The 18,663-nt window shown below is 74.1% G+C and carries 6 protein-coding genes; 4 read left to right on the top strand and 2 right to left on the bottom strand.

Translation table 11 applies throughout. The features are described from left to right. The first annotated feature begins 46 nt into the window (after positions 1-46). Complete coding sequence (locus tag O7613_RS07690; protein WP_282292977.1) at positions 47-2,020, top strand: acyl-CoA dehydrogenase; 1,974 nt, start codon at positions 47-49, stop codon at positions 2,018-2,020. A gap of 6 nt (positions 2,021-2,026) precedes the next feature. Here O7613_RS07690 and O7613_RS07685 read toward each other — a convergent pair whose 3' ends face one another. Together O7613_RS07685 and abc-f are read right to left on the bottom strand one after the other, a co-directional pair. Then, positions 2,027-2,872, bottom strand: a complete 846-nt coding sequence (locus tag O7613_RS07685) for a hypothetical protein (protein WP_282292976.1) — start codon at positions 2,870-2,872, stop codon at positions 2,027-2,029. Positions 2,873-2,938: 66 nt separating this feature from the next. Next, positions 2,939-4,570 carry a ribosomal protection-like ABC-F family protein gene (abc-f, locus tag O7613_RS07680; protein ID WP_282292975.1) on the bottom strand — a complete coding sequence of 544 codons (1,632 nt, stop codon included), beginning with the start codon at positions 4,568-4,570 and terminating at the stop codon, positions 2,939-2,941. Positions 4,571-4,842: 272 nt separating this feature from the next. Here abc-f and O7613_RS07675 point away from each other — a divergent pair, with 272 nt between their 5' ends. The 3 genes from O7613_RS07675 (at position 4,843) to O7613_RS07665 (ending at position 18,654) form a co-directional block, all read left to right on the top strand. Then, the gene (locus O7613_RS07675) at positions 4,843-5,319 is read left to right on the top strand and encodes an OsmC family protein (RefSeq protein WP_281583457.1); all 477 of its coding nucleotides are present in this window, start codon (positions 4,843-4,845) and stop codon (positions 5,317-5,319) included. Positions 5,320-6,148: 829 nt separating this feature from the next. Beyond that, the gene (locus O7613_RS07670) at positions 6,149-9,016 is read left to right on the top strand and encodes a LuxR family transcriptional regulator (RefSeq protein WP_282292974.1); all 2,868 of its coding nucleotides are present in this window, start codon (positions 6,149-6,151) and stop codon (positions 9,014-9,016) included. Positions 9,017-9,225: 209 nt separating this feature from the next. After that, positions 9,226-18,654: a type I polyketide synthase gene (locus tag O7613_RS07665; RefSeq protein ID WP_282292973.1), complete on the top strand. Its 9,429-nt coding sequence runs from the start codon at positions 9,226-9,228 to the stop codon at positions 18,652-18,654. Positions 18,655-18,663: the final 9 nt, after the last annotated feature.

Here is an 18,663-nt window from a genome sequence, read left to right as displayed (position 1 = left end):
TTACCGGGTACGAACGGTAGCCATGACGGCGGCATCCGAGGTAGCCATGAGCAGTTTGCCCGGCCCGGTCGACCCGGCCCGCCTGCGGTCCGTGCTCGACGGCAGGTGGGCGGGGGTTCGCGACGCGCACCGCGAGCACCTCGACGAACGCTTCCTCCCGGTCTACGGCGAGACCGGTGACCAGGCCCGCGAGCGGATCAGCCGGCTCCTCGGCGAACTCCCGGTGGAGCTGGGCATCGGCGCGGGCTTCCCCACCGAGTACGGCGGCGGGGCCGACGTCGGCGGCTCGATCGTCGCCATCGAGATGCTGGCCCAGGTCGACCTGTCGCTGATGGTCAAGGCCGGCGTGCAGTGGGGCCTGTTCGGCGGCGCGGTCGCGGCCCTCGGCACCCGACGGCACCACGACGCCTACCTGCGGGACATCATCGCCGGCCGGATCTTCGGCTGTTTCGCGATGACCGAGACCGGCCACGGCTCCGACGTCCAGCAACTGCGCACCACCTGCGTGTACGACCCGCGGACCGAGACCTTCGACCTGCACACCCCGCACGAGGCGGCACGCAAGGACTACATCGGCAACGCGGCCCGGGACGGGCGGATGGCGGTGGTCTTCGCCCAACTGGTCACCGGCGGGCGGCGGCACGGCGTACACGCGTGGTTGGTCCCGATCCGCGACGAGCGGGGCGACCCGCTGCCCGGCGTGACCATCGGCGACGCCGGACCCAAGGCCGGCCTGCTCGGCGTCGACAACGGACGGCTCAGCTTCGCTCACGTGCGGGTGCCGCGGGACATGCTGCTGGACCGGTACGCCCAGGTCGCGGCCGACGGGACCTACTCCAGCCCGATCGAGAACGACTCCCGGCGCTTCTTCACCATGCTGGGCACCCTGGTCCGCGGCCGGGTCAGCGTCGGCGGCGCCGCGTCGGCGGCCACCAAGTCGGCGCTCACCATCGCGGTGCGCTACGGCGACATCCGCCGCCAGTTCGGCGCCCCCGACGCCGACCGCGAGGTGCTGCTCAACGACTACCTGGCCCACCAGCGCAAGCTGCTGCCCGCGCTCGCCACCACGTACGCGTTGACGTTCGCCCAGTCCGAGCTGGTCACCGCGCTCGCCGAGGTGCAGGGCGACGACGGGACGGCCGACGAGCACCGGCAACGGCAGCTGGAGTCCCGGGCCGCCGGGCTGAAGGCCGCGCAGACCTGGCACGCGACCCGCACCATCCAGATGTGCCGGGAGGCGTGCGGCGGCGCCGGCTACCTGGCGGAGAACCGGCTGCCCGGCCTGAAGGCCGACACCGACGTCTTCACCACGTTCGAGGGCGACAACACGGTGCTGCTCCAGTTGGTGGCCAAGGGGCTGCTCACCGGCTACCGGGACGAGTTCGGCTCGCTCGACGGCTGGGGGCGGGCCTCGTTCGTCGCCGAGCAGGTGCGCGAGATGGTGCTCGAACGCACCGCCGCGCGTTCGCTCATCGAACGGCTGATCAGCGCCGTGCCCGGCCGCGACGACGAGGTCGCGGTGACCGACCGCGGCTGGCACCTCAAGGTCTTCGAGGACCGCGAACGGCACCTCCTCGACGGCGCGGTCCGTCGCCTGCGCAACGGCGCGGCCACGAAGAAGGACCGCCCCTTCGACATCTTCAACGACGTCCAGGACCATGTCCTCGCCGTCGCCGCCGCGCACATCGACCGGGTGACGCTCGAAGCGTTCGTGGCCGGCATCGAAACCGCCACCGATCCGGCCACGCGGGCGTTGCTCTCCCGGGTCTGCGACCTCTACGCGCTGAGCGTCATCGAGACCCACAAGGGTTGGCTGCTGGAGCACGGCCGGCTCACCCCGGCCCGCGCCAAGGCGATCACCGGGGTGGTGAACGGCCTGCTCAAGGAGCTGCGCCCGCACATGCGCACGCTCGTGGACGGTTTCGCCATCCCGGACTCCTGGCTGCACTGCGCCGTCCTGCGCGAGGAACCCGGCCGGCAGGGGACCATGGCCGCCCACGACACCGCCGACCACCCGTAGCCGCCGCTACGCCAGCACCCGGCCGACCGCCCAGACGGCGGCGAGGGCGGCCACGCCGACCAGCGCGGCCCACAGCGCACACCCCATGCCGTACGTGCGGTCGCCTGCGAGTGTGCTCTCGGTTTCCGCCGGCTCCCGGCTCAGCAGGAGGTAACGGCCGGTACGCGGCAGCGTGAACGCGGCGACCCCGCCGTCCAGGATCGCCGGCCTGCCGATCACGTGCAGCGGCTCGCCGGGGTGGACGACCTGCTCGATCACCCGCACCCGGTCCACCCGCCGCGCCGCGTCCGCCGGGACCAGGCCACGGTCGATGAACTGCTGGAGCCACCGGCCGTGGTGGCGATGGCTCGTGGTCTCCTCGTCGACGACGGTCCGCACCGGCACGGGACCGGCGTGCGCCACCGGCAGCCGGGTGCTCGCCCACAGCGACAGTCGAGGGTCGTGGCTGGCCGCCTGGAGCAGGCCCGCCGACACGGCGGCCGTACCGGTGTCGTCGGCGACACCGAACGGGTCTCCGGCGGACTGTTCCCAGAGGACGGACGTCTGGGTGAGGCCCGGGTCACCGGAGGTGACGGTCGAGTAGACCAGGGTGCGGAACCACACCGCCTCGACGCCGGACAGCGGCGCGACGATCAACCCGTCCCGCCCCGGCACGGTCCGGCCGTAGACGGCGAGCCGCGAGGGCAGTCTCCTGCCGGGGCGCAGCGCGGCGCACGGGGAGACCGGGTGCCGGCGCACCCACCGGTGCTGCCGGCCGTCCGACACCGCCAGGGCCAGCAGGACCGGCGCCAGCACGATCATCGCGAATCCGAGGAATCCCAGGCTCACGACGACGACCGTCAGGAAGGTCACCGGGTCAGGGTAGGCATCGGTGTGCGGGCTGTCCCATCCCCTTGCCGGACGGGAACCACCGGCCGATCACCGCGGCCCGCCGGTCTCGGTGAGCCGGCCGTCGGCCAGCCGCAGCCAGCGACCCACCGTGATCTCGGCCAGGAAACGTTCGTCGTGGCTGACCACGACGAACGCCCCCCGGTACGACAGGAGCGCGCTCTCCAACTGGGCGACGCTGACCAGGTCCAGGTTGTTCGTGGGCTCGTCGAGCAGCAGCAACTGCGGCGCGGGCGAGGCGAACAGGACGCAGGCGAGCGTGGCGCGCAGCAGTTCGCCGCCGGAGAGCACGCCGACCGGCAGGTGGACGCGGGCGCCCCGGAACAGGAAGCGGGCCAGCAGGTTCAACCGCTCCGCCTCGGGCCGCGCCGACGCGAAGGCGGCGAGGTTCTCGGCGACCGTGCGGTCCGGGTCGAGCAGGTCGAGGCGCTGCGACAGGTACGCCACCCGCCCCTGCGCGCGTGTGACGGTGCCGGCGACCGGTTCCTGGTCACCGGCGATCAGCCGGAGCAGCGTGGATTTTCCCGCGCCGTTGCCACCGACGAGGGCGATCCGTTCCGGACCCCGGATGTCCAGGTCGACGCCGTCGCGGTGGAAGACCGGCCGGCCGTCGTACCCGGCCTGCATGCCCTCGCCGTGGAAGACGGTGCGGCCGGCGGGCACCGTCGTGTCGGGCAGGTCCAGGGCGATGTGGTCGTCCCGCCGCGCGGCGCCGCTGGCCTGGTCCAGCCGGGCCTGGGCGTCGCGGACGCGGGAGGTGTGCACGTCGGCGGCCTTGGCGGCCGACACCTGCGCGTCGCGCTTGAGGCCGCCGGCGACGATCCGGGCCAACCCCGCGTCGGCCAGGTTGCGCGAGGCCGTGGAGGCACGCCGTGCCGCCCGCTCACGGGCCTGCTGAAGCTCGCGCTTCTGCCGCTTCACGTCCTGCTCGGCCTGCCGCACCTGCCGCTCGGCGACCTCCCGTTCGGCCTGCGCCGCCTGCTCGTACTCGGTGTGGTTGCCGCCGTACCAGCGGATCTCGCCGTGTTCCAGGACGGCGATGCGGTCCATCTCGTCCAGCAGGGCCCGGTCGTGACTGACCACGAGCAGGCACCCGGTCCAGGAACGGAGCACGGCGGTCAGACGATCCCGCGCCTCGCGGTCGAGGTTGTTCGTCGGCTCGTCCAGCAGCAGCACGTCGGGCCGTTTGAGCAGTTGGGCGGCGAGCCCGAGAGTGACCACCTGGCCGCCGCTGAGGGTGCCGAGCCGCCGGTCCAACGCGACGTCGGCGAGCCCGAGGCGGTCGAGCTCGGCGCGGGTCCGCTCCTCCACGTCCCAGTCGTCGCCGACGGTGGTGAAGTGCTCCTCGGCGGCGTCGCCGGCCTCGATGGCGTGCAGCGCGGCGACGACGCGGTCGACGCCGAGCACCTCGGCCACGGTCTGCCGCGAAGCGTACGGCAGGTGCTGCGGCAGGTAGCCCAGCACACCGTCGACGGTGACGCTGCCGCCGGTGGGGCGGAGCTCACCGGCGATCAGCCGAAGCAGCGTGGACTTGCCGGCGCCGTTCGGCGCGACCAGGCCGGTGCGCCCGTCGGGCACGGAGAACGACAGGTCCTCGAAGACCGGGGTGTCGTCCGGCCAGGCGAAGGACAGGGCGGAGCTGACGACATGACTGTCGGACATGGGAACCTCGGAAGACAGGTGATCCGGGCGCGGAGGCGCTGCCCGGCGTGGGCAAGGCAGGACGACATGGGCGACGCGACGGCGCGGGTCGCGCTCCGTCGGTCACCGCTCCGGGGCTCTCACCCGGAGATGTCGTCGTCACCTGCCACGGTCTGCTCCTGTCCTGGGCGACTCGGGCCAGGATAGCCGATCGACCGGGCGGACCGGGGCCGGCGACGCCGACCCGGCCCGTCCGGTGGGTGACGGCCGGGCGGCCTCGTAGGTTCGCTGTCATGAGTGACGACAGCTTCCGCTCGGTGGAGATCGAGCGCACCGGCCTGGCCAGCTACACGGCACGCAACGCCCGCGGCGGATCGATCTCCATGGGCTCGGGCCAGGACGACAGCTTCACCCCGGTGGAACTGCTGCTGGCCGCGCTCGGCGGTTGCACCGCCGTGGACGTCGACCACATCACCAGCCGTCGCGCCGAGCCGACCCACTTCTCCGTCGAGGTCACCGGCGACAAGATCCGGGACGAGGCGGGCGGCAACCGGATGCGGAACCTCCGGGTGGAGTTCACCGTGACCTTCCCGGAGGGACCGGACGGTGACCGGGCGCGCGAGGCGCTCCCCCGGTCGCTGCGGCAGTCGCACGACCGGCTCTGCACCGTCTCCCGCACCGTCCAGCTCGGCACGCCCGTGGAGATCGTCGACGCCGCCGGCCGGGAGCCGGATGACCGGCCGCCTGCCCCACCCGCGGCGGCGGGGTAGGCAAGGACCGCGGGGTCCCGGTCGGCGGACTCGCCGCAATCGTGGCGCTGACGATCGCGCTTTCCTGGGGCGCAATCGCGATGGCCACCCGGTTCACGATGCGCCTCGCACCGATCGACGCCATCGGCCGGGAATGACGCCCCGGCGTGGACGGTCCACCCCGCCACCTCGGGAGCCACGGCCCTGAACTGCGGTTTTGCGGCCGAAACAGAGTAATCGCATCGACGCCTTTTGTGGTCGAAACGGCCAGCCACTCTTCCACTTCCTGCGGGGGCGGACGGAAAACGTGCCGGGAAAGGGACAGAATGGGTGCCGGATGGCGCCGTGGGCGGGGCGCCGCCCGTGGCGGCCACTCGGCGATCCGGGCGACCCGGACGTGGCCGGACACGATCACACCTCCACCGGAGACGGCAATGGCCGGGGCCTGGTTCGCCACCGTGATTTCGCTCGAATTCGATCGTCGGCCACCGGAGAATTTCCGCGCCGCAACCATTCCGGAATAGCGAATCCCCACATTTCCGATCGCCGCTCCGACCAAGAGCCGCTATGTAGCCATTTAGCACGCTTATCATATCTGGGGTGATGCAACCGACTCCATCGGTTTGCTCCGCTCTGGGCGATGCGGCCGGATCTACCCCCGCGCCACCCCGGGTGAGAATAGATGACCGCCCGGTAACAAAGACGCTGTCGCCAAAATGACATGCGGCATCTGCGGGAAAGGGGCGTTTCCCGACGCCGGGAATGTCGCCTCCCCGTTGCCATCAATATGAGCCGATGCATATATTGACGCGAGCGCGACACTCGGCGGTATGGCTACGGGGAGGCAGCCATGAACCAGTCGACGGGGGAGCTGATCGAGCGGGATGAGCACTTACAGATACTGCAGGACCTGCTGTCCGCCGCCCTTGAGGGGCGGGGACAGGCGATCGTGCTCAGCGGCGCCTCCGGCAGCGGCAAGACCGTCCTGCTGAACCGGCTCGCCCACCTCGCCGCCGAGGCCGGCGCCGAGGTGGTCGCCGCGGTGGCGTCGCGGACCGAGCAGTCGCTGCCGCTGGGCGTGATCGGGCAGTTGGCGCACGGCGCCGGGCTGGTGACCGGGCACGACTCGCCGATCGCGGGACTCCTCGACGAAGCCATGTCCGGGCGCTGGGACAGCTCCTCGACCGAGCAGATCCATGTGCAGCCGTCGGCCCGGATCCTGCACTCGCTCTGCATGGCCCTGCTGCGCCGGGCCGCCGACCAGCCCCTCGTGGTCTACGTCGACGACGTGCACCATGCCGACCCGTCGTCCCTGGAGTGCCTGTCCTACCTGATGCGCCGGGTCCGCAACGCCCGGATGCTCGTGGTCCTGGCGGTGATCCCGCAGTTGGCGCCGGCCCATCCGATGCAGTACGCGGAACTGCTGCACAGCTCCGCCCCGGTCTCGCTGTCCCTGCGCCCACTGAGCCGGCAGGGCATCGGTCAGGTGCTGGACCGGCTCCCGCAGCCGGCCGACCGCGGCCTGACCGCGCAGTACCACGCCATCACCGGCGGCAACCCGAGGTTGGCCACCGCGCTCGTGGGCGACTCGCTGCGGCGCATCGACCACGGCGCGGACGGCACCCGCACGGTCGTCGGGGAGACGTTCCTCGAGGCCGTACGCACCTGCCTCTACCGCAGCGAGCCACCCGCCCTGCCGGTCGCCCGCGCGCTGGCCGTGGCCGGCGTGCCGACCGAGCCCGCGGTGCTGGCCCGGCTGCTGAGCATCAACGAGGAGATGGTCCGGTGCGCGCTGTTGACGCTGCGCCGGGTCGGCCTGCTCTCCGACGGCACCTTCCGGGATCCGCGGATCCGCACCGCCGTGCTCGCCGGCATGCTGCCCGACGAGCGGACGGACCTGCACCGGCGGCTGGCGAGCGTCAGCCACGCGGCCGGCGAGCCCGCCACCGTGGTGGCCCGCCATCTCGTCGACGCCGACCGGGTCGACGGGGCCTGGGTGGCGCCGACCCTGCACGAGGCCGCGGACCAGGCCCTGGCCGACGGGCGGGTCGAGGACGCGATCAGCTTCCTGGACTCGGCCTGCACGGCGGGCGTCGACGAGCGCCAGCGCGCCGAGGCCACCTCGGCGCTGACCCGGATCGAGTGGCAGACCAACCCCGCCGACGCCGCCCGCCGGCTGCCCGAGCTGGTCGCGGCCGTGCGTGCCGGCGTGCTCGTACGCCGGCACGCGGTCGCACTGGTGGCGTACCTGCTCTGGCACGCGCACATCGACGACGCGGTGGAGGTGATCACCCTGCTCACCGCGAACGACCCGATGGAACCGGAGTTCGCCGCCAGCCTGAGCGTGCCCCTGCTCCTGCTCGCCTACCTCTTCCCCGACCATCTGGACCGGGTCCGCGGGCCCTGGGACAACCTCGCCGCCCGTGGCCTGGTGCCACCGCCGTGCCGACCGTTGCACGCGGCGGCGGAGCTGACCGCGCTGGCCGCCCGCAGTCCGCACGGCGACGCGGTGGCCGCCGCCGAGCAGGTCGTGCACAACACGCGGGTGGATCACGAAGCGCTCGGCCCGATCTCGATCGCGCTGCTGGCGACGATCTTCACCGACCGGATCGGCGCCACCGGTTCGTCGCACTACCCGGTGCTGCACCGGGCGGCCGACCGCCGGACGCCGACCACACAGGCGCTGGTCTCCGCGATCCTCGCCGAGGGCACCCTGGGCCGCGGCGACCTGGCGGCGACCGAGGAGCACGCCCGGCGCGGCCTCGACCTGATCCCGGCGAAGGGCTGGGGCGTGGCCGTCGGCGCGCCGCTGTCCAACATGGTGCTGGCCACCACCATCTCCGGCGCCTACGACGCGGCCGAGGAGTGGCTGTCCATCCCGGTCCCGGCGGCCATGTTCGACACCCCGTTCGGCCTCAAGTACCTGCACGCGCGCGGCACCTACTACCTGCGAACCAACTGCGTACGGGCGGCGCTCATCGACTTCCAGGCCTGCGGCCGGATGATGATCGCCTGGGAGCTCGACCTGCCGGAGCTCGTGCCCTGGCGCACCGAACTGGCCCGGGCGCACCTCGCCCTCGGCCGCACCCAGCAGGCCCGGGAGCTGGCCCGCGACCAGCTCAGCCGGCTGCCGCAGCACAACGACCGCGAGCGCGGGTCCGCGCTCTGGGTGCTGGCCCTGGCCAGTGATCCGGCTGAGCGGCTCGCCCTGCTCCAGGAGGCGGTGAGTCTGCTGCGGGCCAGCGACGACGAGCTGTCCACCGCGTGTGCCACCGCCGATCTGGGTGACGCCCTGCACCGGGCCGGTGATGCCGACGCCGCGCGGGCGGCCTGGCAGACGGCCCGCCGACTGGCCCGGCGCAGCGGCGCCGAACCGTTGCTGGACCGGCTCCGCGGGGTCCTCGGCCCGGACGATCCGGACGAGCCCGCCGAGCCGGGCGCGCTCGGCGGCTCCTGCCCGCACCTCGCCGCGGCGATCGCGGTCGACGGGCTGACCGACGCCGAGCGACGGGTGGCCGCGCTCGCCGCCGTCGGGCACACGAACCGGGCGATCGCCACCAAGCTCTACGTCACGGTCAGCACCGTCGAGCAGCACCTGACCCGGGTCTACCGGAAGCTCCAGGTGAGCCGGCGCACCGACCTGCCGACCGGGCTCATCGACGACCCCGCCGGGGACGGAACACGCTCCCCCGACGGCAGCCAGGTCAGCGTGGCCTGAGCCGGCCGCCCGGACCCCGACACCACGCGCGGGGCGGTACCCGGTGGGTGCCGTCGCGCGCGTCTCCGCGTACCCCCCGGGTCTGGATTTTGATCTTGGTCTGGCATGGCTTTAGGCCGCGGCAAGGGCCGGTCAAGCCCCGGAGCCGAGGCTGAGAAGCCGGCGCGAGACGTCGCGTCGGCCGGCGTGCAACGGGAGGGGCCGACACGATGACCGATGCGGACAGGCAGCCGACCGACGAACCGATCGCGGTGATCGGCATGGCCTGCCGCCTGCCGCAGGCCCCCGACCCGGACGCGTTCTGGCGGCTGCTGGCCACCGGCGGCGACGCCGTGACCGACGCGCCCACCGACCGCTGGCCCGCCGAACGGCTCGCCACCGCGGAGCCCGGCGCGCGGCGGGGCGGCTACCTGAGCGGGGTCGGCGGCTTCGACGCGGGCTTCTTCGGCGTCGGGCCACGTGAGGCGCTCGCGATGGACCCGCAGCAGCGGTTGACGCTGGAGCTGGCCTGGGAGGCGCTGGAGGACGCCGGGATCGTCCCCGGCGACCTGCGCGACAGCGCCACCGGGGTGTTCATGGGCGCCACCTGGGACGACTACGCGACGCTCACCGCCGCGCCGGACGCCTCCCCCTACACCATGACCGGTGTGAACCGGGCGATCATCGCGAACCGGGTCTCCTACACGCTCGGCCTGCTCGGTCCCAGCCTGACCGTCGACGCCGCCCAGGCCTCGTCGCTCGTCGCGGTGCAACTGGCCGCGGCCAGCCTGCGGCGCGGCGAGTCCACGACGGCGCTGGCCGGCGGCGTCAACCTGATCCTGACGCCGGAGAGCACGCTGCGGGCCGCGGCGTTCGGCGGGCTCTCCCCCGACGGGCGATGCCACACCTTCGACGCCCGGGCCAACGGGTTCGTCCGCGGCGAGGGCGGCGCCGTCGTCGTGCTGAAACCGCTCGCTGCCGCGGTGGCCGACGGAGATCACATCGTCTGCGTGCTGCTCGGCGGGGCGACGAACAACGACGGCGGCACCGACGGGCTGACCGTGCCCAGCCGGCACGCCCAGGCCGACGTCATCGCCGACGCCGTCGCCCGCTCCGGGCTCGCCGCCACCGACGTGCAGTACGTGGAACTGCACGGCACCGGCACCCGGGTCGGCGACCCGATCGAAGCCGGCGCCCTCGGCGACGCGCTCGGCGCCGCCCGGCCGGCGGGCGACCCGCTCGTGGTCGGCTCGGCGAAGACGAACGTCGGCCACCTGGAGGGCGCCGCCGGCATCACCGGCCTGCTCAAGGTGGCGCTGAGCATCCGTCACCGGGAGCTGCCCCCGAACCTGCACTTCCGCACCGCCAACCCGGACGTCCGGCTCGACGAGGCCGGCCTGGCCGTGCGGACCACGCACGGCCCGTGGCCGCACCCGGAGCGGCGGCTGGTCGCCGGCGTGAGCGCCTTCGGCATGGGCGGCACCAACTGCCACCTGGTGGTCGCCGAACCGCCCCGCACCGCACCGGCCCCCGCCGAGGCCGCCGAGCCGCGCGTCGCCACCGCCCTGACGCCCCGCGTCGCCACCGCCCTGACGCCGTGGGTCGTCTCCGGGCAGTCCGGCGCCGCCCTGCGGGCCCAGGCCGGCCGGCTGCGCGCCTGGGCCGACCGGCACCCGGACCTCGCCCCCGGCGACGTCGGCCGGGCGCTCGTCACCTCGCGCGGCGCGTTCACCCACCGCGCGGTCCTGATCGCCGAGGATCTGCCCGGCCTCACCGCACGGCTGGACGCGCTGGCGGCCGGCGAGGACGCCGAGGGCCTGGTGCAGGGCGTCGCCGCACCGGGCGAGGTCACCTTCGTCTTCCCCGGGCAGGGCTCGCAGTGGCCGCTGATGGCCCGCGAGCTGCTCGACACCTCCGCGGTGTTCCGCGAGCAGATCGCCGCGTGCGCCGCCGCCCTGGCGCCGCACGTGGACTGGCGACTCGTGGACGTGCTGCGCGGAGAGCCGGACGCGCCGCCGCTGACCCGGGTCGACGTGGTCCAGCCCACGCTGTTCGCGATGATGGTCTCGCTGGCCCGGCTCTGGGAGTCGTTCGGGGTACGACCCGCCGCCGTCGTCGGCCACTCGCAGGGCGAGATCGCCGCCGCGCACATCGCCGGAGCGCTCTCCCTCGCCGACGCGGCGAAGGTGGTGGCGCTGCGCGCCCGCGCCCTGGCCACGATCGCCGGCACCGGCGGCATGGCGTCGATCCCGCTGTCCCCGGCCGAGGTCACGTCCCGGATCGCGCCGTGGGGTGACCGCCTCACCATCGCCGCCGAGAACGGCCCGTCGGCCACCGTCGTCGCCGGCGACAGCGCGGCGGTGGACGCCCTGGTGGAGAGCGCCCAGGCCGAGGAGATCCGGGCCCGCCGGGTGCCCGTCGACTACGCCTCGCACTCGCCGCACGTCGAGCCGGTCCGCGCGCAACTGCTACGCGACCTCGCCGGGGTGACACCCGTGTCGTCGCCCGTCGCGTTCTACTCGACGGTGACCGGCGGCGTCCTCGACACGGCCGGCCTCGACGCGGACTACTGGTACGAGAACCTGCGCCGGCCGGTCCGGTTGGAACCGGCGGTCCGCGCGCTCGCCGCCGCCGGGCACCGGGTGTTCGTGGAGTGCAGCCCGCACCCGGTCCTGCTCGCCGGCGTGCAGGAGACCGTCGCCGGGCTGGCCGGCGAGGACGGCGACGACGCCGAGCCGCTGGTGGTGGGCTCGCTGCGCCGCGACCACGGCGCCTGGCAGCGGATCCTGGACGCGCTGGCGCAGGCGTACACCCGCGGGGCCGACGTCGACTGGCGGGCGTTCTTCGCCGACCGCCCGGGGACTCGGGTGCCGCTGCCGACGTACGCGTTCCAGCGCCGCGACTACTGGCCCTCGGCGCCGGTCGCGACCGTCCCGGTGCCTTCGACCGGCTCGCCGGAGCCGGTGCTCGCGGACGACTCGCCGGAGCCGGTGGCCGACGGGTGGGCGGACCGGATCCGGGCGCTGCCGCCGGCCGACCGGGACCGCCGGTTGCGCGAGCTGGTCCGGCGCACGGTGGCCCTCGTGCTCGGCCACTCCGCGCCGGACGAGGTCGACCTCGGTCGCGCGTTCAAGGACCTCGGGTTCGAGTCGGCCGCCGCGGTGGAGCTGCGCAACCGGCTGGCCCGGATCACCGGGCTGCGGCTGCCCAGCAGCCTGCTCTTCGACCATCCGACCCCGGCGGCGGTGGTCCGCCACCTGCGGGCGCGGGCGCTCGGCGAGAGCGACGCCCCGACGGGTGCCCCGGCGACACGCGCCGCCGACGACGCCGACCCGATCGTCGTCGTGGGCATGGCCTGCCGGTTCCCGGGCGGCGCGGCGTCACCGGAGGCGCTCTGGGGCCTCGTCTCGACCGGCGCGGAGGCGATCGGCGCCTTCCCGACCGGTCGCGGCTGGGGCGACATCCACGACCCGGACCCGGGGGCGCACGGCAAGACGTACGTCCGGGAGGGCGGTTTCCTCTACGACGCGGACCACTTCGACGCGGAGTTCTTCGGGATCAGCCCGCGGGAGGCGCTCGCCATCGACCCGCAGCAGCGGCTGTTGCTGGAGACGTCGTGGGAGGCGCTGGAACGGGCCGGCATCGATCCGGCGTCGGTGCGGGGCAGCCGTACCGGTGTGTTCGCCGGTTGCATGGCCTCCGGTTACGGGCCGCCGCTGCACGAGGCGCCGGAGCAGCTCGGCGGCTATCTGCTGACCGGCAGCTCGGGCAGCGTCGCGTCGGGCCGGATCGCCTACACGTTCGGTCTGGAAGGTCCGGCGGTCACCGTCGACACCGCGTGTTCGTCGTCGCTCGTGGCCATGCACCTGGCCGGTCAGGCGTTGCGCGGCGGCGAGTGCGACCTGGCGTTGGCCGGCGGGGCGACCGTGATGGCCGGGCCGGGCATGTTCATCGAGTTCAGCCGGCAGCGCGGCCTCGCCCCGGACGGGCGGTGCAAGTCGTTCTCCGCCACCGCCGACGGGACCGCCTGGGCCGAGGGCGCGGCCATGCTGGTGTTGGAGCGGCTCTCCGACGCCCGGCGCAACAACCATCCGGTCCTCGCGGTGATCCGTGGGTCGGCGGTGAACCAGGACGGGGCGAGTAACGGCCTGACCGCCCCGAACGGCCCGTCGCAGCAACGTGTCATCCGCCAGGCCCTCGCCAACGCCCGCCTCACCCCCGCCGACGTGGACGCCGTCGAAGCGCACGGCACCGGCACCACCCTCGGCGACCCCATCGAAGCCCAAGCCCTCCTCGCCACCTACGGACAGGACCGACCCGACGACCAGCCCCTCTGGCTCGGCTCCATCAAGTCCAACATCGGCCACACCCAGGCCGCCGCCGGCACCGCCGGCGTCATCAAAATGATCCTCGCCATGCGCCACGGCGAACTGCCGCAAACCCTGCACGTCGACCAGCCATCCCCGCACATCGACTGGTCGGCCGGAAACGTCACCCTCCTCACCCACCCCCAACCCTGGACCCCGAACGGCCACCCCCGCCGCGCCGGCGTGTCGTCGTTCGGCATCAGCGGCACCAACGCCCACCTCATCATCGAAGAGCCACCGACCGCCGCCGGACCGGAACCGGAGCCCACCGGTACGCCGGCGCCGTGGCTGCTCTCCGGCCGCACGGCCGACGCGCTGCGCGAGTCCGCCGCACGACTACGGACCCACGTCGACGGCAAGGCGGACGCGGACGTCGCCCACACCCTGGCCCGCCGCGCCCAGCACACCCACCGCGCCGTCATCCTCGACAACCACCACGAAGCGCTCACCGCCCTCGCCACCGACAACCCCCACCCCTCCCTCGTGCGCGGCATCGCCCGCCCGACGGGGAAGATCGCCTTCCTGTGCACCGGGCAAGGCAGCCAACACCCCGAGATGGCCCACCGCGACGAACCCGTCTTCCTCGAAACCTTCGACGCGGTCTGCGCCGAACTCGACAAACACCTCGACCGGCCACTGCGTGAAGCGATGGTCGACGCCGTCCACGAAACCCGCTACACCCAACCCGCCCTGTTCGCGACGCACGTGGCCCTGCACGCTTTGGTCACGAGTTGGGGGATCACGCCGGACTACCTCACCGGACACTCGATCGGCGAACTGTCCGCCGCGCACCTCGCCGGAGTGTTGAGCCTGCCCGACGCCGCGCTCCTCGTCACCGCCCGGGGACGACTCATGCAAGCCGCCACCTCAGGCGGCGCGATGATCGCGATCGAGGCCACCGAGGACGAGCTGACGCCGATGCTCGACCCGGAGAAGGTCTCCATCGCCGGACTGAACTCCCCCACCAGCACCGTCATCTCCGGCGACACCGAGGCCGTCACCGCGATCGCCGTGCACTGGGCCGGGCAGGGACGACGCACCAAGAAGCTGACCACCTCACACGCCTTCCACTCCCCTCACATGGACCCGATCCTGGACGAGTTCCAGGCCATCGCCGCGACCGTCACCTACCATCCGGCCACCATCCCGGTCATCTCCAACCGCACCGGCGACATCGCCCCAGCCTTCGACGCCGCCTACTGGACCCGACACATCCGCGACGCCGTCCGCTACCGCGACATGATCACCACCCTCGACGCCGCTGGCGTCACCACCTACCTCGAACTCGGACCCGACAACACCCTCAGCGCCCTCACCCACGCCTGCCTCCCCGAAAACCACAACGCCACCATCACCGCCGCCCACCTCGGCCAGCACGCCCACGCGGTGCTGCACGCGGCGGGCCACGACACCACCTGGACCACCACCACACCCGCCGGACGACACACCGACCTGCCGACCTACCCGTTCCAGCACCGGGGCTACTGGCTGAACCAGCCGGAAACCACCGACCCGGTCGGCCTCGGCCTCGCCGGCAGCGAACACCCGATCCTGGTCGCCTCCGCCGACCTGCCCGACGGGGGTCAACTGCTCACCGGACGGGTGTCCCTGGAAACCCACCCGTGGCTCGCCGACCACGCCATCCATGACGCCGTCCTGCTGCCCGCCACCGCGTTCGCCGACCTCGCTCTGCACGCCGTCGACCAGGCCGGCGGCGGTCACGTCGACGAACTCACCCTGCACGCGCCGCTGCGACTGCCGGCGCCGGGCTTCGTCGGCCTCCAGGTGCACGTGGCACCCGCGGACAGCGACGGACGCCGGGCGTTGACCATCCGGGCGCGCGTCGGCGACGGGCCGTGGGTACGGCACGCCAGCGGCGCGCTACTGGCCGCTGCCGGAGTCACCACGCCCGCCAACCCGACCGGCGCCCCGTGGCCGCCCACCGGCGCCACCCCGGTCGGCCTGAACGACCTCTATCCCGCGTTGGACGCCCGCGGCTACCACTACGGACCGGCCTTCCGAGGGCTGACCGCGATGTGGCGGCACGGCGACGCCCTCTTCGCCGAGGTGCGGCTGCCGGAATCGGAACGGGCCGCCGCCGGACGTTTCCCGGTGCACCCGGCGCTGTTCGACGCGGCGCTGCACGCCGTCCTGGCCACCGCCGGCGCGGACGCCGACCCGGACGGTGGCGGGGAACTGCTGCTGCCGTTCGCCGTGACCGGACTGCACTGGCACGCCGGCGGCGCGACCGCCCTGCGGGTCCGGCTGACCCCGGCCGGGACGCACGCGTACGCGCTGGCCGCCACCGACCACGGCGGCCAGCCGGTCTTCGACGTCGAGTCCCTCGCGCTGCGTCCGGTCCCCCGCCACCGGCTCACCGAGGCGCCGGAGGACCGGGACGGCCTCTACCGGCTCGGCTGGCTGCCCGCCGGCCCGGCCGCACCCGGCGCCCCCGACGCGCCGTGGGCCGTCCTCGGCGACGACGCCGAACTGTTCGGCGCGCTCGCCGACAGCGGCGTGGCCGTCCGCGACTACCGGGACCTGGGCACGCTCGCCGCGGCGGTACGCACCGGCAGCCCGCTGTCCACGGTGGTGCTGTGCGCCAGTCCGCCGCACGTGCCCGGCGAGGACCCGGTCCAGGGCGCGCACCGGCACACCGCCGAGACCCTGGCCCTGTTGCAGGGCTGGCTGGACAACCACGCCTTCGACGGGTCGCGGCTTGTCGTCCTCACCCGCAACGCGGTGTCCGTGGAGGGCGCCGACACGTCCCCGGACCTCGGGACCGCGCCGATCTGGGGGCTCATCCGCGCCGCCCAGGTCGAGCACCCCGGCCGGTTCACCCTCCTGGACGTCGACGGGCGGCCGGAGTCGTACCGCATGCTGGTCCCGGCGGTGAGCAGCGACGAACCGCAGGTGGCGGTCCGGGAGGGAGCGGTGCTCGTGCCCCGGCTGGCCCGGGTGACGCCGCAGACCGCGCTCGCCGCCGCCACCGCCGACCGCGGCTGGCGGGTGGACGTGCACGAACGCGGCTCGCTTGAGGGCCTGACCCTGGTCCCCAACCCGGACGCGGACCGGCCGCTGCGGGCCGGCGAGGTGCGGATCGCGGTGCGGGCGGCCGGGCTGAACTTCCGGGACGTGGCGCTCGCCCTGGGCATGATTCCCGAGCACACGGTGCTGGGGCTGGAAGGCGCCGGCGTGGTGCTCGACACCGGGCCGGGCGTCACCCGGTTCGTGCCCGGTGACCGGGTGCTGGGGCTGCTCACCGGCGCGTTCGCGCCGATCGCGGTCACCGACGAGCACACCCTCGCGCCGATGCCGGCCGGCTGGACGTACGCGGAGGCGGCCACCGTACCGGTGGTGTTCCTGACCGCCTGGTACGGGCTCGTCGAACTGGCCGCCCTGCGCCGGGGCGAGCGGGTGCTGGTGCACGCGGCGGCCGGCGGCGTCGGCATGGCCGCGGTGCAACTGGCCCGGCACCTCGGCGCCGACGTGTACGGCACCGCCAGCCCCGGCAAGTGGGAGACGCTGCGCGAGCTGGGGCTCCCGGAGTCCACGATCGCCTCCTCACGCAGCCTCGACTTCGCCGACCGGATCCTCGCCGCCACCGACGGCGCCGGAGTCGACGTGGTCCTCGACTGCCTGGCCCACGAGTTCGTCGACGCCTCGCTGCGCCTGCTGCCGCGCGGCGGACGGTTCGTCGAGTTGGGCAAGACCGACATCCGCGATCCGGAGGCGGTGGCCGCCGCGCATCCCGGCGTCGCCTACCGCGCCTTCGATCTGCTGGCCCTGCCCCCGGAGCGGATCGGGGCGATGCTGGACGGGCTGATGCCGCTGTTCGCCGACGGCACCCTCCGTCCGCTGCCGGCGACCGGCTGGGACGTCCGGCAGGCGCCCGAGGCGTTCCGTTTCCTGGCCCAGGCCCGGCACGTCGGCAAGCTGGTGCTGACCGTGCCCCGGCCGCTCGACCCGGACGGCACCGTCCTCGTCACCGGCGGGACCGGGGGCGTGGGCGCGCTCGTGGCCCGGCACCTGGTGGCCCGGCACGGGACCCGGCGGCTGCTGCTGGCCAGCCGCCGTGGCGGCGCCGCGGACGGCGCCGGTGAGCTGGTCACCGAGCTGACCGGGCTCGGCGCGGAGGTGTCGGTGGCCGCCGTCGACCTCGCCGAGCCGGCCGCGGTCCGGGCGTTGCTGGCCGCCGTGCCGGCGGCGCACCCGCTGACCGCCGTGATCCACGCCGCCGGGGTGGTCGCGGACGCCACCGTCGAGCGGCTGGACGCCGATGCCGTCACGGCCACGTTGCGTCCCAAGGCGGACGCGGCCTGGCTGCTGCACGAGCTGACCCGCGACGCCGACCTGGCCGAGTTCGTGCTCTTCTCCTCGGTGGTCGGCACGTTCGGCAACGCCGGGCAGGCCAACTATGCCGCCGCGAACGCGTTCCTGGACGCGCTCGCCACCCACCGCCAGGCGGTCGGGCTGCCCGCCACGTCGCTGGCCTGGGGCCTCTGGGCCGGCCGGGGCATGGCCGACCGGCTGGACGAGGCCGACCTGCTGCGGATGGCCCGCAACGGCATCACCGCGCTCACCGAGGAGGACGGGCTGGCGCTGTTCGACGCGGCCCGGGAGACGAGCCTGCCGATGGTGGTGCCCACCCGGTTGGACGTGTCCGCGTTGCGGGTCCGCCCCGACTCGGTGCCGCCGATCCTGCGGGGCATCGTCCGCCCGGCCGCCCGGCGGGCGGCCGAACCCACCGCGGCCGACGAGTCACCGGCGGCGGCCTGGGCGCGCCGGCTGGCCGGGCTGTCCCTGGCTGAACGGCACGGCGTCCTGCTGGACCTGGTCCGCACCGAGGCGGCGACGGTCCTCGGGCACACCGGCGCGGGCGCGGTCGACGGCGACCGGTCGTTCAAGGAGGCCGGGTTCGACTCGCTCTCCGCCGTGGAGCTGCGCAACCGGCTCGGCACCGCGGTCGGGCTGCGGCTGCCCTCGACGCTCACCTTCGACCGGCCCACCCCGGCCGCCGTCGCCGAGCTGCTGCTGACCGAGCTGGCCGGGGAGGACGTGCCACCGCCGGCCCTGGCCGACCTGGACCGGCTGGAGGCCGCCGTCCGGCAGTCGCCGCCGGACGAGCGACTGCGAGAGGTGCTCGTCGGCCGCGTCGAGGACCTGCTGTTCGCGCTGCGCGGGGACGGGGATCCGGACCGCGACCTGGCCACGGCCGTGCACGAGCGAATCGACTCGGCCACCGACGACGAGATCTTCGACTTCATCGACAACGAGCTCGACGCGATCTGAGCCGCCGCC

Source organism: Micromonospora sp. WMMD975, from assembly GCF_029581215.1.
Lineage (GTDB): Bacteria > Actinomycetota > Actinomycetes > Mycobacteriales > Micromonosporaceae > Micromonospora.
This window is presented reverse-complemented; position numbering and strand designations above follow the sequence as displayed.